Annotated in this window: 23 protein-coding genes; 9 read left to right on the top strand and 14 right to left on the bottom strand. The window is 65.4% G+C overall.

The window, feature by feature from the left end; all coding sequences use genetic code 11:
• Nucleotides 1-69: 69 nt before the first annotated feature.
• Nucleotides 70-411 (top strand): L-rhamnose mutarotase, encoded by a 342-nt coding sequence (locus tag C8J42_RS04415; protein WP_133018999.1) that lies wholly within the window; start codon nt 70-72, stop codon nt 409-411.
• A gap of 21 nt (nt 412-432) precedes the next feature.
• Here C8J42_RS04415 and C8J42_RS04420 read toward each other — a convergent pair whose 3' ends face one another.
• Complete coding sequence (locus C8J42_RS04420; protein ID WP_133019228.1) at nt 433-2,715, bottom strand: UvrD-helicase domain-containing protein; 2,283 nt, start codon at nt 2,713-2,715, stop codon at nt 433-435.
• Nucleotides 2,716-2,824: 109 nt separating this feature from the next.
• Between C8J42_RS04420 and C8J42_RS04425 the strand changes: the two genes are divergently transcribed.
• The 4 genes from C8J42_RS04425 (at nt 2,825) to C8J42_RS04440 (ending at nt 6,795) form a co-directional block, all read left to right on the top strand.
• The gene (locus C8J42_RS04425; RefSeq protein WP_133019000.1) at nt 2,825-3,220 is read left to right on the top strand and encodes a GFA family protein; all 396 of its coding nucleotides are present in this window, start codon (nt 2,825-2,827) and stop codon (nt 3,218-3,220) included.
• Nucleotides 3,221-3,421: 201 nt separating this feature from the next.
• Nucleotides 3,422-3,751: a UrcA family protein gene (locus C8J42_RS04430; protein WP_165895418.1), complete on the top strand. Its 330-nt coding sequence runs from the start codon at nt 3,422-3,424 to the stop codon at nt 3,749-3,751.
• 251 nt (nt 3,752-4,002) lie between these two features.
• Nucleotides 4,003-5,670 carry an inorganic phosphate transporter gene (locus C8J42_RS04435; protein WP_133019002.1) on the top strand — a complete coding sequence of 556 codons (1,668 nt, stop codon included), beginning with the start codon at nt 4,003-4,005 and terminating at the stop codon, nt 5,668-5,670.
• Nucleotides 5,671-5,847: 177 nt separating this feature from the next.
• Nucleotides 5,848-6,795 (top strand): glycosyltransferase family 2 protein, encoded by a 948-nt coding sequence (locus C8J42_RS04440; RefSeq protein ID WP_133019003.1) that lies wholly within the window; start codon nt 5,848-5,850, stop codon nt 6,793-6,795.
• On the opposite strand, the gene C8J42_RS04445 is transcribed toward C8J42_RS04440, so the two are convergent.
• Nucleotides 6,711-7,955, bottom strand: a complete 1,245-nt coding sequence (locus tag C8J42_RS04445) for a glycosyltransferase family 4 protein (protein WP_133019004.1) — start codon at nt 7,953-7,955, stop codon at nt 6,711-6,713. The two genes, C8J42_RS04440 and C8J42_RS04445, sit on opposite strands and share 85 nt — an antisense overlap.
• Before the next feature lie 141 nt (nt 7,956-8,096).
• Between C8J42_RS04445 and C8J42_RS04450 the strand changes: the two genes are divergently transcribed.
• Together C8J42_RS04450 and C8J42_RS04455 are read left to right on the top strand one after the other, a co-directional pair.
• Nucleotides 8,097-10,190, top strand: coding sequence for an HAD-IIB family hydrolase (locus C8J42_RS04450; protein WP_133019005.1), 2,094 nt, complete (start codon nt 8,097-8,099; stop codon nt 10,188-10,190).
• Complete coding sequence (locus C8J42_RS04455; RefSeq protein WP_133019006.1) at nt 10,187-11,053, top strand: galactosyltransferase-related protein; 867 nt, start codon at nt 10,187-10,189, stop codon at nt 11,051-11,053. Before C8J42_RS04450 ends, C8J42_RS04455 begins: the two co-directional genes overlap by 4 nt.
• Before the next feature lie 195 nt (nt 11,054-11,248).
• On the opposite strand, the gene C8J42_RS04460 is transcribed toward C8J42_RS04455, so the two are convergent.
• Together C8J42_RS04460 and C8J42_RS04465 are read right to left on the bottom strand one after the other, a co-directional pair.
• Nucleotides 11,249-12,349 (bottom strand): glycosyltransferase, encoded by a 1,101-nt coding sequence (locus C8J42_RS04460; RefSeq protein WP_133019007.1) that lies wholly within the window; start codon nt 12,347-12,349, stop codon nt 11,249-11,251.
• A complete protein-coding gene (locus tag C8J42_RS04465; protein ID WP_165895419.1) occupies nt 12,346-13,206 on the bottom strand; it encodes a hypothetical protein in 861 nt (286 codons plus the stop codon). Before C8J42_RS04465 ends, C8J42_RS04460 begins: the two co-directional genes overlap by 4 nt.
• A gap of 97 nt (nt 13,207-13,303) precedes the next feature.
• Between C8J42_RS04465 and C8J42_RS04470 the strand changes: the two genes are divergently transcribed.
• Both C8J42_RS04470 and C8J42_RS04475 read left to right on the top strand, forming a co-directional pair.
• Nucleotides 13,304-14,131, top strand: a complete 828-nt coding sequence (locus tag C8J42_RS04470) for a response regulator (protein WP_133019009.1) — start codon at nt 13,304-13,306, stop codon at nt 14,129-14,131.
• Nucleotides 14,132-14,233: 102 nt separating this feature from the next.
• Complete coding sequence (locus C8J42_RS04475; RefSeq protein ID WP_133019010.1) at nt 14,234-15,076, top strand: amidohydrolase family protein; 843 nt, start codon at nt 14,234-14,236, stop codon at nt 15,074-15,076.
• On the opposite strand, the gene C8J42_RS04480 is transcribed toward C8J42_RS04475, so the two are convergent.
• From C8J42_RS04480 to C8J42_RS04530, 10 genes are all read right to left on the bottom strand, one after another.
• Entirely contained in the window at nt 15,073-16,509 is a 1,437-nt protein-coding gene (locus C8J42_RS04480) for a mannitol dehydrogenase family protein (RefSeq protein ID WP_243644070.1), read from the bottom strand. The genes C8J42_RS04475 and C8J42_RS04480 overlap by 4 nt on opposite strands.
• Nucleotides 16,506-17,984 (bottom strand): altronate dehydratase family protein, encoded by a 1,479-nt coding sequence (locus C8J42_RS04485; protein WP_133019011.1) that lies wholly within the window; start codon nt 17,982-17,984, stop codon nt 16,506-16,508. Before C8J42_RS04485 ends, C8J42_RS04480 begins: the two co-directional genes overlap by 4 nt.
• A 236-nt stretch (nt 17,985-18,220) precedes the next feature.
• A complete protein-coding gene (locus tag C8J42_RS04490) occupies nt 18,221-18,472 on the bottom strand; it encodes a hypothetical protein (RefSeq protein ID WP_133019012.1) in 252 nt (83 codons plus the stop codon).
• Nucleotides 18,473-18,905: 433 nt separating this feature from the next.
• Nucleotides 18,906-19,118, bottom strand: coding sequence for an AlpA family transcriptional regulator (locus C8J42_RS04495; RefSeq protein WP_133019013.1), 213 nt, complete (start codon nt 19,116-19,118; stop codon nt 18,906-18,908).
• A 277-nt stretch (nt 19,119-19,395) separates the two neighbouring features.
• A complete protein-coding gene (locus C8J42_RS04505) occupies nt 19,396-19,650 on the bottom strand; it encodes a hypothetical protein (RefSeq protein ID WP_133019015.1) in 255 nt (84 codons plus the stop codon).
• Nucleotides 19,607-19,828, bottom strand: coding sequence for a hypothetical protein (locus tag C8J42_RS04510; RefSeq protein WP_133019016.1), 222 nt, complete (start codon nt 19,826-19,828; stop codon nt 19,607-19,609). Before C8J42_RS04510 ends, C8J42_RS04505 begins: the two co-directional genes overlap by 44 nt.
• Nucleotides 19,825-20,238, bottom strand: a complete 414-nt coding sequence (locus C8J42_RS04515) for an XRE family transcriptional regulator (protein WP_133019017.1) — start codon at nt 20,236-20,238, stop codon at nt 19,825-19,827. The genes C8J42_RS04510 and C8J42_RS04515 overlap by 4 nt, the downstream gene beginning before the upstream one ends.
• Nucleotides 20,235-20,420, bottom strand: coding sequence for a hypothetical protein (locus tag C8J42_RS04520; protein WP_133019018.1), 186 nt, complete (start codon nt 20,418-20,420; stop codon nt 20,235-20,237). The genes C8J42_RS04515 and C8J42_RS04520 overlap by 4 nt, the downstream gene beginning before the upstream one ends.
• A 91-nt stretch (nt 20,421-20,511) precedes the next feature.
• Nucleotides 20,512-21,003, bottom strand: coding sequence for a hypothetical protein (locus tag C8J42_RS04525; RefSeq protein ID WP_133019019.1), 492 nt, complete (start codon nt 21,001-21,003; stop codon nt 20,512-20,514).
• Between the two features lie 247 nt (nt 21,004-21,250).
• A complete protein-coding gene (locus C8J42_RS04530) occupies nt 21,251-21,541 on the bottom strand; it encodes a hypothetical protein (RefSeq protein ID WP_133019020.1) in 291 nt (96 codons plus the stop codon).
• Between the last annotated feature and the right edge of the window lie 30 nt (nt 21,542-21,571).

Raw genomic sequence — 21,571 nt, forward strand, 5'->3', positions numbered from 1 at the left:
TCAAAGTGACTTTTGAAAAGGGGCGGCGGCGCTATTGTTGCGGGAGTACGCCGTATCGAAGGAGTTTCCGTGACGTATCGCATCGTGACCGCACTGGACCTCGTCGACGACGCAGCCCTGATCGCCGCTTATCGCGAACGACACTCACCGGGTGCCGTGTGGCCCGAGGTCGTGCGCGACATCGTCCAGCGGGGGTACCAAGAGATGGAGATCTGGCAGGTTGCCGACCGGCTCGTGATGATTGCCGAGGTCGAGGACGATTTTCCACGCGCGGCCGACCCGGCGTTGCAGCCGGTCGTCGCGTCTTGGGAGACCGCGATGGACGTGTATCAGAAGCCGATCGAGGCGACCGGGCCGAAATGGGCGGTGATGGAGCGGATATTCTCGCTCGCGGATCAGACCGCCGGCTGATCCTTTTCCCGGTTGATGCCGTTAGGGCGTGAGCGTCACGAAGCTGTCCATCACGCGCTTGCGGCCCGACTGTTCGAAGTCGATCTCCAGCTTGTTGCCTTCGATCTCTGCAATCAGCCCGTAGCCGAACTTCTGATGGAACACGCGCATGCCGAGCGAGAGGTCGTCGCGGCCCTTGTTGCCGAGGCTGATCGCGCTGGAGCGGCTTTCGACGACGCGCGCGGGCTTGGTGGAGAAGGTGCTGCCGGTACCCGACGCGCGCTGCCAGCCGGGACCGCGACCGGTGCCGCGCGCGACGTCGGCGAACGGATCGGCCCGGTCGGACCAGTTGGCCTGCCAGAGGCTCGCGCCGCCGGACATCGTGGTTTCTGTGTTGATGTGCTCGGCGGGAAGTTCGGCGACGAAGCGCGAGGGGATCGACGAGTTCCACTGGCCGTAGATGCGACGGTTGGCGGCGTGGATGATGACCGCAAGCCGGCGGGCACGCGTGATCGCGACATAGGCCAGGCGGCGTTCCTCTTCGAGGCTCTTCACGCCGCCTTCGTCCAAGGAGCGCTGCGACGGGAACAGGCCTTCCTCCCAGCCAACCAGGAAGACGGTGTCGTATTCCAGGCCCTTGGCTGCATGGATGGTCATGATCGTGACCTGCGGATCCTGCGCGCCGCCCTCGTTGTCCATCACCAGCGACACGTGTTCGAGGAACGCGCCGAGCGAGTCGTATTCCTCCATCGCGCGGACGAGTTCGCTGAGGTTCTCCAGGCGGCCGGTCGCCTCGACCGATTTCTCGGCCTGGTACATCGCCGTGTAGCCGCTTTCGTCGAGCAACTGACGCGCGAGTTCGGCGTGCGGCAGGCTGGTCGCCATGTCGCGCCAGCGGGCGATGTCGCCGACCAGGCGGCCGAGCGACTTCTTGGCCGCGCCGGTCAGTTCGTCGGTGTCGAGGATGCGCGCGGCGGCGGTGGTCAGCGGCGTGCCGGTGGCGCGCGCGAGCTGGTGGATGCGCGCGACCGCCTTGTCGCCGAGCCCGCGCTTGGGGACATTGACGATGCGTTCGAAGGCGAGATCGTCCGCGGGCTGATTGACGACGCGCAGATACGCCAGCGCGTCGCGGATTTCGGCGCGTTCGTAGAAGCGGAAGCCACCGACGATCTTGTACGGCATGCCGACCGCGATGAAGCGGTCCTCGAACTCGCGCGTCTGGTGCTGCGCGCGGACCAGGATCGCGACCTCGTCGAGGCTCTTTCCCGAGCGGCGGACGATGTCGATCTCCTCGCCGACCCGGCGCGCTTCCTCGGGGCCGTCCCAGACGCCTATGACCTTCACCTTCTCGCCGACGTCGCGCTCGGTCCAGAGCTGCTTGCCGAGCCGTCCGCCGTTGTTGGCGATCACGCCCGATGCCGCGCCGAGGATATGCGGCGTGCTGCGGTAGTTCTGTTCGAGGCGGATGACCTTCGCGCCCGGAAAATCGCGCTCGAACTTCAGGATGTTCTCGACCTGCGCACCGCGCCACGAATAGATCGACTGATCGTCGTCGCCGACGCAGGCGATGTTCTTACGCTCCTGCGCGAGCAGCCGCAGCCAGAGATATTGCGACGAGTTGGTGTCCTGATACTCGTCGACCATGATGTATTTGAAGCGCTGCTGATACTGCGCGAGCACGTCGCGGTGCGTCTTAAGGATGACCAGCATATGGAGCAGCAGGTCGCCGAAATCGCAGGCGTTGAGCGCGATCAGGCGCGCCTGATATTGCTGGTACAGTTCGCCGCCGCGGCCATTGGCGTAACGCTCGGACTCTCCCGCATCGATGTCGGCGGGGACGAGGCCCTTGTTCTTCCACTGGTCGATCAGCCCCGCGAGGCTGCGCGTCGGAAAGCGCTTCTCGTCGATGTCCGCGGCGAGGATCAGCTGCTTGAGCAGCCGCAACTGATCGTCGGTATCGAGGATCGTGAAGTTCGATTGCAGCCCGACCAGCTCGGCGTGGCGGCGCAGCATCTTCGCGGCGATCGCGTGGAACGTGCCGAGCCACGGCATGCCCTCGACCGCATCGCCGACCAGCCGCCCGACCCGCTCGCGCATCTCGCGCGCGGCCTTGTTGGTGAAGGTGACGCTGAGGATCTCCGACGGCCACGCCTTCTTGGTGAAAATCAAGTGCGCGAGCCGTGCGGTCAGCGCCGCGGTCTTGCCCGTGCCGGCGCCGGCGATGATCAGGACGGGCCCGTCGGTGGTCAGCACCGCCTCGCGCTGCGGCGGGTTGAGACCGCGCAGATAGGGAGGCTCTGCTTGCGGCGCGGACGTTTGGGCGATCTGGTTCACCGGTGAACAGGTAGGGAACGGGGGGCGAAGGGGCAAGCGGGTATGGCTTGCGCGGTTCGACGATACGTGGAACAAGTTGAGAACATAGAGGGAGGCGGGCATGCTGGCGGGACGATGTCATTGCGGAGCGATCAGCTATGTCGCGGAGGGCGAGCCCGAGCATCACGCGCTGTGCCATTGCGGCGATTGCCGGCGAAGCGCGGGTGCGCCGATGGTAGGCTGGATCGCATACAGGTCCGAGCAGGTGACCATCTCGGGCGATCCGGTGACGTATGAATCGTCGGCGAGCGGTCGGCGTCAATTCTGCGGACGGTGCGGGACGGGACTATTCTATACCAATGCCGAGTATCTGCCGGGGATCATCGACGTCCAATCCTGTACGCTGGACGATCCCGAGGCGGTCGCGCCGGGTGCGCATATCCAGGTAGCCGACCGATTGGCGTGGATGGCGGATGTGGCCGCTTTGCCTGCGTTCGAGCGATATCCGGGGATGTGACCTAGCGCCTCATCTAGAGTTTCGGTGCGTCGTCGGACCGTCGCCAAACCGTCGCGCGAGCGTAACGAACCACGGGTAGGAGATGCGCAGCGACGTGGTTCGTGGTCGGAGATGCCGCACTCAGAAAGGCGTCCCGACGCGCTGGCGCCGTCGCCCGCGGGCATAGCTTGCGGACCGCAGGACCATTTGAGGAACATCATCATGAAGCTTTTCATCAGCGTCGCTTCGGCGGCGATCGTCGGCGCTTGCCTGTTTTCTACGGTCGCTTCGGCGAGTTCCGGGCGCGAGCCGGTATCGGTCCGCGTGTCGCGCGCCGGGCTCGACCTGACCAGCGACGTCGGGCGCACCGCGTTCCAGCGCCGGCTACATTCGGCGATCACAAGCGCTTGCCAGTCGCACGGTGCCGGCCTCGCGGCGCTCGCCGACGCGCAGCAGTGCCGCAAGGAAATGACCGCGGATGCGGACGTGAAGATGGCCACATTGTTCGGGCGCAATGGCATGCAGCTCGCCAGCATCGGTGAAGCTCGGTGAATTAACTTACTCACGTCCGACGTAGTCGGTTCCGAACTTCCTCCCCCGCAAGGGGGAGGTAGCGCGAAGCGACGGAGGGGGAGGACACGGAACGCACGTTGTCCTCTGCCTCCCCCTCCGTCTGGCGAGGGCCAGCCACCTCCCCCTGGCGGGGGAGGATTGTAGAGAGCGACGTCCCAAATAGGGTCGAACGATCGCTTGATTTACATCTGTCATAAGATTGTCATCGTAAGGGCCGACTGCACATTCCTATGGCAACCTCCACATTTGCACCCGATGCGGTGACGGCTGATTCGAGCGCTACCGCTGCGCCGCATACCGGTCCCAAGCTCGATCATTCGCTGCATCCGTCCGGGCGCTGGATCTTCCTCGCCGTGCTGATCGGCGGGCTTGCCTATGCCGGGTTCAGCATCGCGTTCGACACCGCGCAGGTCGGCGAAAGCCTGGCGGGCGGAGCGTTCGCGTTCCTTGCGCTGGCGCTGCTGATCGCGCTCGGGTTCGAGTTCGTGAACGGATTCCACGACACCGCCAATGCGGTCGCCACCGTCATCTACACGCACTCGATGCCCGCACCGCTCGCGGTCGTGTGGTCGGGGTTCTTCAACTTCCTTGGCGTGATGTTGTCGTCGGGCGCGGTGGCGTATTCGATCGTCACGTTGCTGCCGGTCGACCTGATCCTCAACGTCGGCAGCGTCGGCGGGTTCGCGATGATCTTCGCGCTGCTGCTCGCGGCGATCCTGTGGAACCTCGCGACATGGGCGGTCGGGCTGCCCAATTCGTCGAGCCACGCCCTGATCGGCTCGATCCTAGGCGTCGGGCTCGCCAACCAACTGATCAACGGCGGCGGTGCGGATGGCACGTCGGGCGTCGACATGGTGCAGGTCTGGAAAGTTCTCTCTGCGCTGGCATTCAGCCCGATCGTCGGCTTCGTCGGCGCGCTGTTGCTGTTGCTCGTGATGAAGCGCTTCCTGCGCGATAAGAAGCTGTACGAGGCGCCCGAGGGCCAGACGCCGCCGCCGCGCGGCATCCGTGCGCTGCTGATCGGCACCTGCACCGCGGTCAGCTTTGCGCATGGCAGCAATGACGGGCAGAAGGGCATGGGGCTGATCATGCTCATCCTGATCGGCTGCGCGCCGACCGCCTACGCGCTGAACCGGACGATGCCTGAGAGCGCGATGCCGGCGTTCGTGCAAAGCGCGCAGGCGGCATCGGCCGCTTACCGCGCGCATGCCGACGGCGCGCCGGCCGACGTCGCTACGTCGCGTGCGCAGGTCACCAAGGCGCTGAAGAGCAAGCATGTCGCCGACCCGGTCATCTATGGCGCGCTGGCGACGTTGTCGGACGACGTGTCGAGCCGGATCGAAAGCTATGGGTCGCTGGGGAAAGTGCCCGCCGCGGCGACGCCGAACCTGCGCAACGACATGTACCTCGTGCTCGATACGACCAAGCTGATCGCCGAGGACAAGTCCGCGCAGAGCCGCTTCACCGCGCAGGAGATCACGACGCTCAAGAGCTATAATAGCGGGCTCGAGCAGGGCACGCGCTATATCCCGACCTGGGTGAAGGTCACCGTCGCGCTGGCGCTGGGGCTGGGGACGATGGTCGGATGGAAGCGGATCGTCGTCACCGTCGGCGAGCGGATCGGCAAGACGCATTTGACCTATGGCATGGGCGCGTCGGCCGAACTGGTCGCGGCGGCGACGATCCTGCTGGCGGTGAAATACGGCATGCCGGTGTCGACCACGCACATCCTGTCCTCGGGTGTGGCCGGTGCGAGCGTTGCGAACGGCGCCGGGTTGCAGCGTCGGACCGTGATGAACATGGCGCTGGCATGGGTGATGACGCTGCCGGTGGCGATGCTGCTGTCGGGCGGGCTGTACTGGCTGCTGCTGACGCTGGCGCATTCGTTCGGGTATTGAGCTTCTTATATCCTCCCCTGTGAGGGGAGGTGGCTGGCGCTTGCCAGACGGAGGGGTGGGGTCCTCAACTTAGGGCGGATACCCCTCCGTCAGTCCCTATGGGCCTGCCACCTCCCCCGATGGGGGAGGATTTGGATCAGGCGGAACCGGTCCCTCACGCCGCGGGTTGCCGGAGCCATGCGATTACGATGCTCGATCTGTGGGAACTGGGACTGGCTCGTGCGCGAGGACTGGTTCGAGTGTAGCCACTGCCGCCTGCTTGTTCGCGACGTGAGCGAGGTCGGTGCGGTTGCCGACGAGATCTTCGCGCGGTTGGGAAGTGGGCTTGTCTACCTACAGCGCGATCCAGCCGAGCGATGGATGCTGGACCCGGCGGGCTTGCGGAACGCGGCGTGGCGGTTTGGGTTCGAGGTGGAACCGGTCGCCGTTGCGCGGGGCGATGTCCGCTTTCTCCCTGATTATCGCCTAGCCCAGGCGCATTCGGCTCCCGCGACGACTGTGCCGCACGCGATAGGGCTCGGCATCATGGCGCGGCCCGCCGACGCGAACGACATCGTCGAGATCGCCACACACTATCGTACTGCGTTTGCCCGTATCGTCGTCCTGCTCGACGGCACGGCAGACGAAGCAGGGGAAATCGCAGCGCGGGTCCCGTGGATCGAGGTCGCCCATCATCCCCTCTCCGGCGACTTCGCCGCGCAACGCAACCGCCTCCAGGACATGATGCAAACCCGCTGGGTGTTGCAGATCGATACCGACGAGCGCCCCGACGACGCGTTGCTCGACGCGCTCGGCTGGCTGGTCGCGGCGGCAGATCGCGACGGGTTGCGCTCGCTCGGCCTGCCGCGCCGCAACCTCGTCGACGGGGTGCAGTCCGCGTCCTATCCCGATATCCAGTACCGCCTCAACCGTAGCGATATCCGTTTTTCCGGCCGCGTCCACGAGCGTCCGGTCGTACCGTTCGTCGAGAGTTCGCTGGCACTGGCCGGTGCGCTCGAACATCGGCTCGACGGCGAGCGCGTGCGCGAGCGGACGCGGATCTACGAGGCGATGTCGACCGGCGCGGGCAGGCCGGAGGACGAGGCGTTGCTGCTCGCCCCCTTCGATCCTATCGCGGTGCGATAGACCGCGGTGGTCTGCGCGGACAGGGTATCGCGCGTGAACATCCCCGACGCACGCCGGCTCGCCGCGGCGTAATGCGCACGCAAGGCCGGGTCCTCGATCAGCCGCTGGACCTGCGTGGCCAGGTCGTCGCCGGTGCAGGTCTTGGCCAGCAATCCGGCGCCGCTCTCGCCAATGAACAGCCGTGCGCTTGGGTCCTCAGCGCAGGCGACGACCGGTCGGCCGAACATCATTGCTTCCTGGTACACCAGCCCGAAGCTCTCGTAGCGTGAGGGTGCGACGATGACGTGAGCCGCGCTCATCAGGTCGTGCAACGTCGGTTCGTCGACCCGGTGATGGCAACGCAGTCGCGCTCGCGCGGTGGACGGAAGCGCCTTCAAATCGTCCGCATGCACGCCAACGATCGTGAGGCGGAAATCGCGCATCCCGGCATCCGCACGCCGGGCGAGGATCCTCAGCGCCATGATCAATGCATCGAACCCTTTGCGATGCTCGTCCCGCCCGACGAACAGCAGTTCGATGGGCTGGTCCTCGGGAACATCGTCGGGATACACCGCGGCCGTTCCTCGCGCCACGATCTCCGGCGGCAGGCTGAGGCCGATGACCGCGTGATGCCCCGCTGGTCCTGGAGCTTCGACGCCGTACAATGCTGCGATCTTCTCGCCGTGAAGCTGCGTGTTGGAGATCAGCGCCTTGCTGAAGCGCGCTGCGATCCGCTCCGCGAGCATGCCCGCACGCCGATCGAACCGGTCGCGGAGGCTCGTTACCGTCTCCGCCGACGTCGCTGCCGGGGTCGAGTTTCGCGTAACCAACGGCGCAGGACCGGTGAGTGCGATCGCCAGTCCTGGCGCATACCAGTTGGTCGCCTCGACCACGTCGAACGGCTCGCGACGGTGCTCGCGTGCGACTGCCCGCCGGAACGCGAACGGCGCAACCAGATGCCCGATCCCCGCAATCTTGCGCAGGCGCGCGGCGAACGATCCCTCGCGCAGACCGCAACCGCTGACCGTAACCCGGCCGTCGTGGCTGTCTTCGCGACGGTCCATAGTGAAGACACAGACGTCATTGCCAGATTGTGCCAACGACTGCGCGATCTCGCGCGCGGCGCGAGTAAGTCCGCTCTTTTCAGGAGGATAGGCCCAAGTGAGTAGAGCAATCCTCACAGCGATCGCTCACCGAGCGAACAAGGCGCCGCAGGGAACGTGATAACCTGCGTCAATACCGGCATGTAAAGTATCATCGGCCCGGAACTCGGCAACCCCGTGAGCGGTTCCTTACGTGAATTGCAGATGAACGGGGGAAGGGTGTTCGTACTACATATCGCGTTGCAGGGGTGTTTACGCGCAACCGACGTCGAATACGGAATCACCGCGGATACCGGGGGCCATATCCGGTACCTTCTCGATCTCGTCGCTGCCAGCGGCCGCAATCCGGCAATCGACCGGATGGAAATCGTTACCCGCGCATTCCATCATGCGGCGTATGCCGAATGCTATGCCGAGCCGATCGAGACGATAGACGGGACAACGCGTATCGTCCGATTGCTGACCGCGTCCAATACGTATCTCGTCAAGGAAGACCTGTGGACCGAGCATGATAGCCTGGTCGAAGCTCTGGTGGCACACATCGCGACGCTCGATCGCGCGCCCGACGTCATGCACGCGCACTACGCCGATGCCGGACTGATCGCGGCGCGCGTTTCTGCACGGACCGGCATCCCCTATGTCTTCACCGCGCATTCGCTGGGCCGGGTGAAGTTGGCCGCGTTCGACCGTGATTGCGCGGAAACCGCGGGTCTCGATCGCCGGATCGCGATCGAAGAGGAAGCCATTGCCGGTGCTGCCGCGATCATAGCGTCATCGCGCGACGAGGCCGAAGTCCAGTATGCCGATTATGATGCGTATGATCCCGGCCGCATCCGCGTGTTCGCGCCGGGTAGCGACCTGAAGCAGTTCGCGAATTGCGGCACCGATGCCCGTGTCGATGCGCTGATCAATCGTTTCCTGGACGATCCCGCCAAGCCGGTAATCCTCGCGATTGCTCGCCCGGTGACCAAGAAGAACCTCGCGGCGCTCGTTCACGCTTATGGCCGATCACCCGCGCTGCAGGCCGCGGCGAACCTCGTGATCCTGGCAGGCACGCGCGACGACAGTGCGACGCTGGAGCCCGAGATCCGCGACAACATCGCCGAGCTGTTGCAGTTGATCGACCGCTACGACCTGTACGGCAAGGTCGCCTATCCGAAACAGCACCGGCCGGACGATATCGCCGCGGTCTATGCCCATGCCCGTACCCGGCGCGGCGTCTTCGTCAATCCGGCGCTCAACGAACCGTTCGGGCTGACATTGCTCGAAGCGGCGGCGAGCGGGTTGCCCGTGGTTGCGACCGACAGCGGTGGTCCGAACGATATCGTCGAGACCTGCGGCAACGGCATTCTCGTCGATCCGCGTTCGCCTAGCGCCATCACAGATGCGATCCTGAAGATACTAGACGATCCGGCACTGTGGTCGCGCTACTCAGCGGCAGGATCGGTAGCGATCCGCGCCTATGACTGGGACCGGCACGTACAGCTTTATACCGGGTTGCTCGCAGAGGTCGTGAACGCCGCGCCTGCGGTCACGGACCGGAAGCCGGAATTGTTGCTGGTGTCGGATATCGACGGAACGCTGCTCGGCTGTGCAAAAGGCGTCGACGATTTCACTGCGTGGCACGATGCGCAGACGGACGTCGCCTTCGCGATCGCTACCGGGCGCAGCTTCCACAGCGCGATGGCGGTGCTCGGGCAGCATGATGCACCGCGCCCCGAAATCCTGATCACCTCGGTCGGCTCGGAGATCTATTACCGGACGGTGCGCGGGGCCGTGTACGACCGCGATACTGAATGGGACGGGATCATCGCCGCCGGCTGGGACCGGGAGGCGGTTGCTGCACTGATCGGGCAACATGCCGGACTGACGCCGCAGAGCCCGCTCGAACAACGCCGGTTCAAGCTCAGCTATTTCGCCGATGGCGACATGGCGGCGGCCGAGCGGGTGCGCGCGTTGTTGGCGGAACATGGCCATAGCTGTTCGATCATCCAGAGCCACGGCCGCTATCTCGACATCCTGCCGCATGCCGCATCGAAGGGTACTGCGGTCGAGCATGTCCGTCGTCGCCTCGGTCTCGAACCGCGACAGGTGATCGTCGCGGGCGACAGCGGCAACGATGTCGAGATGCTGCGATCGTCGCGTCACGCGATCATCGTCGGCAATTATTCGGATGGCCTGGGATCGCGGGCAGACTTGGCGCACGGCTATGTCGCGATCGGCCATCATGCGCGCGGCGTGATCGAAGGCGTGGCGTTCTTCCGCGATGCCGCCGCCGGGATCGACGTCGAGGGAATCAGGAAAGCATCGTGACGTCCTCGACGGTCAGCGTGCTGACGCTGGTACGCGGACGCCGCGCGCATCTGGTGAACCTGATCGCCGGCCTCAACGCAGCGACGCGCAAGCCGGACGAACTCGTGATCGCGTACATGCAGGACGCGCCGCACGCCGATCTCCCGCCGACCGACTTTCCGGTGCACGCAGTGTTCGTCGAGGGTGGCGCGATGCCGTTGGCGGCGGCGCGCAACCGTGCGGCGGCGGCTGCGAGTGGGGATCAGTTGATCTTCCTGGATGTCGATTGCCTCCCTGCGCCGACGTTGGTCGAGCGCTACGCGGCTACGGCGATCGAGCCGGGCGGTATTCGGTTGGGCGAGGTGCTGTATCTCCCTGCCGGCGCGCTGGATGCCGGGTTGGACTGGGACAGGCTCGACCGGGTCGGCGTGCGTCATCCCGCCAAGCCGCCGATCGCATCTGATGAAATACGGCCGACACCTAGCCATGGTGAGCTTTGGGGCCTGTCGTTCGCGATCTCTGCGGCGGACTGGGCGCGGGCAGGGGGGATGGACGAGCGCTATGTCGGCTATGGCGGCGAGGAAACCGACTTTGCCGCACGGCTCGAGCGCGCCGGCGTGCCGATGTGGTGGGTCGGCGGTGCGCGGGCGTATCACCAGCATCATGTCGTCCACACGCCGGCCTACCAGCATTTCGACGCGATCGTCCGCAATGCGCGGTTGTTTCGCGGCACTTGGGGGCGGTGGTGCATGGACTATTGGCTGGGGCATTTCGCCGAGCGCGGGCTGATCGCCTGGGATGCGGATGCGATTACGGTGTTGCGGGGGCCTACCGCGGACGAGGTGGCCGCGTCGAGGATGCCGCCGGAGGTTTTGTTTAGCTGAGATGCTGCGGAAGCGCTCGTAAGCCAAGCCCTGCGAGATGACCTTCCAACATTTCCATCCTCCCCCGCCAGGGGGAGGTGGCACCGAAGGTGACGGTGGGGGAGGGCACGAAACGGTGGTTGGCTTACCTCCCCCTCCGTCTGGCAAGTGCCAGCCACCCCCCCCCTGGCGGGGGAGGATCGACAGGGCGCGATTCTAACCTGCGGCCCAAAGCGAAACCGCCAGTCCTTCCAGATAGTCCGCGGCGACTTTGGCTGCATCCGCGTCGTACAGGTCGGCGAGCGCGACAGGATCGAGCGCCTTCGCGGCGTCGAGTATCCCCCGCCACGGTGCCAGCGCCCCCGGCCATGACGGCAGCGCGACCGCAGCGCCAAGCTCCGCCAGCCGCTCCGCCTTGCGGGTCTGTTCGCCGAAATACCGCCATTCGGGCGCGCAGACATAAGGCCGACTGACGCGTGCGATCTCATGCACGGTGTTGTCGCCGGCCGAGGCTATGACGACGTCGGCGGCGGCGATGTGGTCGGTGACGCCGGGGACCCAGCCAAGCTCGACGAGATTGCCGAAGTCGGTCTCATGTCCCTCGCGGTGGACCGGCCCGAGCACAAGCCACAGCGCATCCGGCACCGCGCGCGCCGCCATCGTCAGCGGCGCGTAGGGCGTGCCTGCGCCGCCGCCACCGGTAAGGACGACGATGATCTCCTTGGCCGGATCGAGGCCGAGTTTCGCGCGCGCCTCGGTCTTGGTCAGGACGGGGTCGACCGTCGTGCACAGGCCGCCGGCGTAGCACGTGTTGGCGCGCACCCAGTCCGGCGTATCCGCCTGTTCGAGCGCCTCCCCGAAGGGTGCGAGCAGGCCGACGCTTGCCTGGTAGGCGCCCAAGTGACCCGGATCGAGCCGGTCGCCGTGCATCCGGATGCTGATCGCGGGCACGCTCGCGATCCGGGCGAGCAATGCGATCTCGGCGGAGACGTCGACCACGAACAGCGCCGGATCGACGTCGTCGAGATGGTCGATGATCGTCCGCATCGTCGCCCGCGTCTTCGCAACGCCGAGCGGAACGCAGTGCATCACCTCGGGCGTCGCCTGAGCGAACAGGCCGGGCGTCGGCACCGGTGCGCCGATCATGTCGGGCAGCGCGGCGATCGTGATCGGCCGCTCGAAGCCGTCGAACAGCGAAGGCTTGGCGGTCAGGATCGTCACCGCGCGCTCGGCCGGCAGCTCGCGGATGATCGCCATCGCACGGTTGGCGTGGCCGCGACCCTGGTGATGGATGAAGAACGTGATCGGCTTGGTCATGCCGAACGTTGTACCGATCCGGCCTCCGAAGGCGATTGATATCGATCAGCATAGTTCGCGCTCAGTCCGAACGCAGCCTCGACCTCGGGATCGAGCCACGCGGCGATATGGGCGGCGTCGGCGGCCGCGAGTTCGGGATAGACCGTTGGAACATAGGGGGCATAGCCTTGCCCCTTGTAGCTGGTGATCGGCGTGTAAGCCGCGTGCCGCGGGATCCCGGTCGCCTCGGACAACGCCTCGACGAACGCCGACGGAGCGCGCGCGAACGCATCATAGCCGAGCAACGCGACGTTGTGCGTCCGGTTGGTCAACGATGCCCAGTGGCGCAGTTTCGCGGTGCGCTTGGCGATGCAATTGGCGAAGCGTTCGCCGGTTTCCGGATCGCGCTCGTGCAGCATCTCGTCGCCCTGCATTGGATGCCCCGGCTCGATGGGGCCGAAATGATCGTCCCAATAGCTGTGCCACTGGCTGCGGATGAACACGTCAAACGGCTCCGCCTTCAGGTCCGGATGCGCGTGCCATGGCTGGCGGTGAAGGCTACGGGTCCAGTCGAACGCATCACGCGCGACGACCAGCACCAGCGTATCCTTCACGAACAACGTCTGCGGGGGCACGAACCAGTGCTTGAAGCCGAATTCCTCGGTGATCGTCACGCTCGGCATATTCGCCTCGATCGCGCGCGTGACGAGGTTGGTGCCGCTGCATCGCTGGCCGTAAACCTGAACTCGCGTGATCGGCACGTCGCCCCGCTTCAGTATCCGCAGGCCCTCCAAAGGCTGGAGCCAGTTCAAGGGTTTAACGTGCGGTTTGGCGGCGATCGACATGGGGAATGCCGCTAGCGCCGACTCGCCTTTCATACAACCATCCCACCTCGCAGCGTGACGGGGAACCGCTTCGACGATCGCGGTGGCATTCGGAAACATACCGGACAAACGCCGGGTCCATGTGGCCGCCATGATCGCGAACCATCACGGCTTGCCCGGCCCTGCTTCGTACGTTCCTGACGGGAACACTTTTAACACCAGCGAGACCCTGCAAACGGCGGCCGCCCGGATCGTCATCGTCGACGACGATCCGGGCTTGCGCAATCTGCTCACCGAGTTCCTGGTCGATCATGGACTTCAGGCGGAGGCTGTCGAGAGCGGGGCGGCACTGCGGACGCGTTTGGGGCGATCGCCGTGCGACCTGATCGTGCTGGACATGATGATGCCGGGCGAGGACGGGCTGTCGATCCTGCGGACGCTCCCGCAAGGCACCGGCGCACCCGGGGTGATCATGTTCTCCGCGCTCGGCGGCGAGATCGACCGGGTGGTCGCGCTCGAACTGGGGGCCGACGATTACGTGACGAAGCCGTCCAGCCCGCGCGAGATCCTGGCGCGGATCCGCTCGGTGTTGCGGCGTCGGGGGATGGGTGGAGCGGTGCCGGACAGTCCCCCAGTCGTGGCGGGCGCGCACTTGGGCGCGATCGATATTTTCGCGTTCGCCGGGTGGACGCTCGACTGTCGGATGCGCGTGCTCCACGCACCGGACAGGACGCCTATCCGACTGACCGACGGCGAGTATCAGCTGCTCGTCGCATTCATATCGGAGCCGCAGGTGGTACATTCGCGCGACGCGATGATCGCCCGCTCGGGACGGACCGAAAGCATGGCGCGTGGGCGCACGATCGACGTCAATATCAGCCGGTTGCGGCGGAAACTGCTGGCGTTCGATCCGACGGAGATCATCCGGACGGTCCGCGGCAACGGCTATATCTTCATGCCGGCGGTCGTCGCGAAATAGCGTTCGGTCACGGCGACACGTCGATCCGATTGCTGCGCTGGCGTGCACGCGGTACGTTCTTCGGATGCAGAGACAACCGACCGGCCAAGCGCGGATCGCCGCATGACTCGTATCGACGCGCACCAGCATTTCTGGACCTATTCGCCGTCTACGTTCGACTGGATCGATCCCGACAGCGTGCTCGCCCGGGACTTTTCGCCTGCCGATCTGATGCCATTGCTGGACGGCGCTGCGATCGATGGTTGTATCGCGGTACAGGCGCGGCAGAGCGAGGCCGAGACCAACTGGCTGCTGGGGCTCGCGGCTGCGCATCCACGGATCATGGGCGTGGTAGGCTGGATCGATCTGCGGGCCGGCGACATTGCCAAGCGGCTGGAGACTTGGTCGGGATCGCCCAAACTGGCTGGGTTTCGGCATATCGTCCAGGACGAGCCGGACGACGATTTCCTGCTGACACCCGACTTCGTTCGCGGGGTGCGGGCGAGCGTGGAGCGCGGTTTCAGCTACGACATTCTCGTCAAACCCCGCCAGGCAATCCATGTCCGTCGCTTCTGCGATCTGGTCGCGGCGGGGCGTTCGACGGCGCCGCGGCTGATCCTCGATCATGGTGCGAAGCCCGACATCGCGCACGGTGGTTGGCAGCCTTGGGCGGACGCGATCGCCGACATGGCGCAGGTGCCGTCGCTTTATTGCAAGATATCCGGGCTCGTCACGGAGGCGGATCACGCGACCTGGACCGCGGATCAGATCGCCCGGTATCTCGATCACCTGCTTGCGTGCTTCGGCCCTGACCGCCTGATCTTCGGCTCCGACTGGCCGGTCTGTCGCCTTGCCGCCGAGTATCGCCAGGTCGTCGACCTGATCGACGGATTCGTTACGCGCGCTTGCCCGGAAGCGCGGGACGCGATCTTCGGCGGCAATGCTCGGGCGGCGTACGGGGTCTAGAGGTTCACGCCCGACCAGTCACCGCGGCTGATCCGTTCGGCTGCTTCGGCGATCGCGGACCGGGCGGCTGCGTCGTCGCGGAGTTCGGGGGGGAAGCCCAGTCCGGCATCGATCAGACGCGCGACGACCTCGGCGGGCGTTCCGTCGCGTGCCGCAGAGGCGAGGCGATCGCCGGCTGGATCGACGATCGGGGTATTGTCGCGGGCACGTTGCATCAGGAACGCTACCCACGCGCCGAGCGCAGTGACGACGCCCGCGGGCATGCGACCCGCGCGGCGGTTGGCGACGAGTGTATCGCCCAAACGGTAAGGAAGCTTCTGCGAACCGTCCTGCGCGATCTGGTCGAGCCGGTGGACGATGACCGGGTTGCGAAATCGTTGGAGCACGGCGGCGCGGTAGGCATCCAGGTCGAGGCCGGGGGTGTGGGCTAGCATCGGGATGATGTCGTCGCGGATCATCGCATCGACGAACCTGGCGAGCGCCGCGTCGTTCATCGCGTCCGCCACGCTCGCTGCGCCGCGTAGCAGGCCGACATAGGCAAGCGTCGAATGCGCCCCGTTGAGAATCCGCAGCTTCGCTTTCTCGTAGCTGGCGACATCGGTTGTGATCGTGGCGCCGACCGACGCGAGATCGGGACCGAGCGGCGTGCCGATGTCCTCGATCACCCACTGTGCAAAGGATTCGCGTTGGACCGCGGCGAGGTCTTCGAGCCCGATCGCTTCGGCTACGTCGTCGTAGAGAGCAGGATCGGACGCGGGCGTGATCGAATCGACCATCGTCGACGGGACGCGCACTTCGCCGGCGATCCAGTCCGCCAGATCCGTATCGCCCACGCGCGCGAAGGCGACCAGGGCGGCGTGGAGCTTGGCGCCGTTGCTGGCGAGATTGTCGCATGGCATCGGCACGAACGGCGCGATCCCCGCATTCCGGCGCGCGGCGAGGCCTGCGACTAGCCATCCGACCAGGCTGCGCGGCGTTGTCGTCCCGGCGAGGTCATGGACGATGTCGGCATGCGACAGGTCGAGCGTGCCGTCGGCGGCGAGGCAATAGCCCTTCTCGGTCACGGTCGACGTCACCAGTCGGACCGCGGGATCGGCGAGCAGTGCGTGCGTTTCGGCTGCGTCGTCGGGCCCGAGGAACCGGCGATGCGCGCCGATCACGCGGTTCGACGATTCGGCGTCGCGGATCGCGAGCGTGTAGAGCCCGTCCTGCTCGGCGAGTGCTGCGACCGTCCGCTTGCTGCGCATCGAGACTGCGGCGATGCCCCAGCGCGGGTCATTACTCAACAGCGCGTCGATATACGCCGCCTGATGCGCGCGGTGGAATGCGCCAGGCCCGAAATGGACGATGCCGATAGAGGGCATCGCGCGGCCTCGCGGGCTCTCGATCGTCGCCGGCAGTTTGTCGAGCGTCGCATGGGTCAGTCGTGTCAAAGCGTTACTCCACGTTTCCAGATTGCGATTTCGCGTTCGCCATTGCGCTCGGCGGCGGTCTCTCGACCCGATGCGATCGCGGCGATGCAGTCGAGCAACGCCGTTTCGGCCGAGGCGAACCCCTGGTCGAGGACCTGTCCGGCGTCGAAATCGATCCAGCCCGGCTTGCGCTGGGCAAGGTCAGTGTTCGACGCGATCTTGATCGTCGGTACGGGAAAGCCGAGCGGGGTGCCGCGACCGGTCGTGAACAGGATCACGGTCGCGCCGGCGGCGGCGAGGGCGGTCGAGGATACCGCGTCGTTGCCGGGCGCCTCCAGCATCGTCAGCCCGTCGGTCCGTGCCTGCGCGCCATAGCCGATGACGTCGGCGATCGGCGATCGGCCGGCTTTCTGCACGGCGCCCAGCGACTTTTCCTCCAGCGTCGTGATCCCGCCAACGACGTTGCCGGGGGAGGGGTTCTCCGACACTGGCTCGCCGTGGTCGATGAAATATTGCTTGAAGCCGTTCACGACGCCGACGATCGCGTCGAACACCGAAACGTCGGCAGCGCGGTTCATCAGCGCCTGTTCCGCACCGAACATCTCGGGGATTTCCGTGAACACCACGCGGCCGCCGGCGCCGACGACCTCGTCGCTCATCCGGCCCACCAGCGGGTTGGCGGTCAGCCCCGACAAGCCGTCGGACCCGCCGCACTTCACGCCGAGCACGAGCCGATCGAGCCCGACCTCCTGCCGTTCGCAGGCCGCCAACGCCGCCAGTTCCTCGACCAGCGCGATGCCTTCCTCGACCTCGTCGACGCTCAGCTGTGCCGTCAGCGTGCGGATCGCCGGGCGTCGCCATGCGGGGATCGCCTCGATCAGCGCGGTGATCTGGTTCTCCTCGCAGCCGAGTCCGACGATCAGCACGCCGCCGGCATTGGGATGGCAGGCGAGGCTCGCGAGGATCTGGCGCGTGCCGTCGAGATCGTGGCCGAGTTGCGAACAGCCGTGCGGGTGGCTGAACGCGTGGACGCCGTCGATCTTGCCGGCCAAGGTCGCCCCGGCCTTGGCGGCGATCCGCTCGGCGGTCCGCGCTACGCAGCCGACGGTGGGGAGTATCCAGATCTCGTTGCGCGTGCCGACCCGACCGTCGGGCCGAACGAAACCGCGAAAGGTCGCATGGCGGGGGGATGTCGCGACCGGCTCGTCCGTCGGGGCAAAGCCGTAATCGAGCGTGCCGGCCAATCCGGTCGACAGGTTCTGGCTGTGGACATGATCGCCCGGTGCGATGGTGTCCGTCGCCCGCCCGATCGAATAGCCGTATTTCGTCACGTCCGCCCCGGGTGCGATCGCGTCGAGTGCGATCTTGTGGCCGCGCGGAACGGCCTGCGTCAGGGTGAGCAGGGCGTCGCCGGTATCGATCCGGTCGCCGATTTCGCCGTCGCGCAGCAGCGTCGCGACGCTGTCGCCTGCGCGGACTATCACTGCATCGACCATTCCGAACCCTCCGCCCCGTTTTCCGCGTGCAGGACCGCATAGTATCAAATCGGCGCGCGACGCACGAATAAAGCTATCTGGGAGCATCATCGGATCGAGCAGGGCGCGCGTGTCTCCGCTACGATTATTGGTAGTTCAGCGCTTTTTGAGAGCCAACGGCAATGAAGTCCGTGTTTCGACGTGGCTTCAGCCGAGCCCAGGTCGATTGGACCGGTGCATGACACCGGTCCAACAGATTAGTTGCTGTCGGAATCGTCGCCATCGTCGATCGCGAGATACAGACCGCCACCGACCGCAACGGCGGCAAGAGCGATGATGATGAAACCACCGTCGGCGACCTTGGACTTCTTGACGGTCGGCGTGCCGGCGCGTGCCGACTGGATCGTCGAGAGGCTGGATGCCGGGTTGGCCGGAGCCGCGTTCGCTGCAACTGGTGCGGCGAGCAGCATGAGGCCAGCCGATGCCGTGGTAAGTGACTTAAGAAACATGAAATCTCCACTGTTTGAGTAAGACTTCATCCTAAACCACAAAGTATCTTAACATGAAATAAGTTTCATGATCTAAAGAATGTTCGTCAGACCTAAGTGTCGAAAGAAGCTACGAATTCGCGCGAATACCCGCCAAATCCCGCCCATCGCGAACGCATCCCGCCCGGGATCTGTTTTGAGCTTGGACCTTTAGGCACCTGGGGGGAGCGGCAGGTCAGACGCCGTCGCAAGAACGACTGCAACTGGCCGAACATATTTTCAAAGGGGGGTCCGGCCTACCGGCATCTCGCGAAGAAGCCAGGACTTGTCCGGCTTAAAAATGGCTCCCTGAGTACGTCGCAAACTGCATGGCTAAACCCTTTGAAATCACTGTAGCTTTTGAGATACGGGGGCGTCAGTGCCCCCGACGATGCCCCCACATTGGAAAATGCCGCTATTCCGGCTGGGCTTGCCGATCGGCCTTCCAGGCTTCGATCGCGCCCTCGCGCCAGGCCACCGCGCGACTCGATATCTTCACGGGCTTTGGGAACGTGCCCTCGCCGATCAGATGGTAGATCGTCGTCTTGCCGAGGCCGGTTTCGCTCAGCACGTCGGGCAGGCGCAGGTATCGACCCGTCGCCAAGGATCCCTTGCGATCGTCGTTCATCCTGTCTTCCCTTTGGCCTGCGCCTCGAGGCGGCGAGCCGGAGTGCAGGCCGCATCAGAACATTGGGGGCGGTCGGCGCGGTATCGGATGGAGGGTCGCGGTGAGGCAAAGGATACGCTCACCGTCATCGAAGTGAACGCCAGCGAACTCGCGACGGGGTGACAGCGCATCCCCGTGCTGCCCGCGGCGTTGGCCCTGACCGAGAAAGACGACGCGATCGCCGTGGCTGAATACGCATTGTGCGACTGAGGCGGCTCGGGCGGGAGTGCGAGCCACGTCACAGGCCGATGCCGACTGTAGCGAGCAGCGCAGCGCTGGCGCCAGCCGGATCGATCACGAACATGATCGCGGATCCGACGAGTACGCCGAGGCAGGCGAGCTTGCCCATATGGACGGCGGTCAGCCGATCGGGATCGCTGGGAACGTACGGCGCGCATTTCGCGCAATCGCAATCATGGTCATGAATCTCGGCGTAGCGCAGGCGCTGATCACTTGAGCGGAACGTCGGTTCGAACTTTAGCTTCTGCATCATGACCTGTTTTCCGGACGGATTGGACGGCGACGCGGAGCACTTCGAGGCTCCACGCCAGCAGGATGGTGACGATCGCCAGCACAGCGATCCCGCGGCGTACCGATCCGAACAGGACCAGGCCGAGCGCTGCGCCGCTCAGAATGACGGCGATCGCGTGGACGGTGCGCAGGCCGCTCATACCGCGGCATCGCGTGCAGTTGCTGCAGATCGGATGATGGCGATGCGATCGGCTGGCTCGTGCGCGAAGCACGCGCTGCAGAGGTCGACGTCGACCCAACCGCATGGCCCGGAATGACCAACGCAAGGATCGTCGTTGCTGCAGGCGCAAACGACGCAAAGGCGAGGTGCTTCGCAACCCTCAGCCGTAAGCGCGACCAATACGCCGAGGTCGAACTGCATGACCTGGTGAAGGACGACGATCGTCCTGAACGTTGCCGGCATCTGGTCGCTCTCGATCTGCTCGAGCCAACCGCGGCGGAGGTGCTGGGCCCAGCGCGGCGTCGTCGCGATGCGCTCTGCGACGTCGTCGATCGAAAGCCCCGCCGCCTCACGGCGTTTCTTCAGATACTGGCCTGGGGTCAGCGTCATGACGCGGCCCCCCGATCGAGGTCGTCGGTCGCTTCGACATCAACCCGATCGATCGCATCGAGCAGATGGCGCATGGCGAACGGCAGATGTTCGTCGCCTGGTTGAGTGAGAGCCTGCAGCGCGGGCACGACCTGCTGCAGGGAACTGGAAATGTTCGTGAGGGCTTCGCGTCGTTTGGGCATGGCAAAGTGTCCAGGCAGCAGTTTCCCGCCCCGATGATCACGATGATCAGCGGGCGGGCGGGTGGGCGACGATGTCAGAAGTTCGGCGGCGTCAGCCGTCCGGCGGGTGGTGCACAGGACCGTCGCGGGCGCGCTTGATACGAGCCTGAAGGTTGGCGATCGTCGGCGCCGACGCGATATCAGCGTGCTCGAGTTCGCGGAGCGCGGCTTCAAGGATCTGAACGGACGCACCTGGCAGCATAGCCGCGACCAGGGCAGCAGAGGCCTCGCCGCTTTCCTTGACGTAGTCGCAAGCGAGCTGACCGAAGGCGTGCTCCTCGGCGAACCGGTTGTTCTCTTCCGCCTCGATCATGCGAATCTGCGTATCGAGAAGCGGGTAGCCGACGTTCCCCTGGGCGCGATACTCGAGATCGAGCGTGCGCGAATCCTCGATCGTCAGACGCTCGCGCTTGGCCGGATCGGTTAGCGACCGGAGGTAGCTGAGGCTGCGGCCAGTTATTTCTGCTGCGCGCTCGATCGTGATCTCACCCAGCACTCGGTATAGGGTGTTCTCGATCGTGACGGCGTCGCGGGGCTTGGTCATGACCGGGCTGCCGCAAAAAGGGGCGACGATCGTTGCATACGACCGCCGCCAGTTCGCGCATTCTCGGTTAGCAGACAGGGTGGGACTTGCACACCGAGGTCGGGAGACCCGACGAGCAGGATTCGGCCGGTCTGCCAGCGGCCGAAAGGGTGGAATGGTGACGTCGACGACAGCCAGGGAGACAATAGCTGCCGTCGACGCTCGCCGTCAGGGTGACGGCCGAGAGAAACTGGTGGCGAAAACTGCGTCATCGAACAGGCTCGAGCTTCGCTGGAACTGCCTCCGGGCTCGAATCCGGGCCGTCCTTCAGTCCCAGCTTCACGGCAATGCGATGACCGACGCCAGACGAAGCGGCTCGATTGCCACTAATGACCTTGTACACGTTGGAAGCGTCTTCGCCGATCTCTCGAGCGAGCGCCTTAACTGTCTGCCCGCGGGCCGCCATGCGGTTGCGTAGCGCTTCGATCCGCTCCGGATCTGGACGCGGCGAGACCGGGCGGCCCCGACGTTCCTCATCCTTGGAGACTTGCGAATTCATGCTATGCCTGCATTGTTGGTCAATGGCGTC

This window comes from Sphingomonas sp. PP-CE-1A-559 (assembly GCF_004340965.1).
Classification (GTDB): Bacteria; Pseudomonadota; Alphaproteobacteria; order Sphingomonadales; family Sphingomonadaceae; genus Sphingomonas.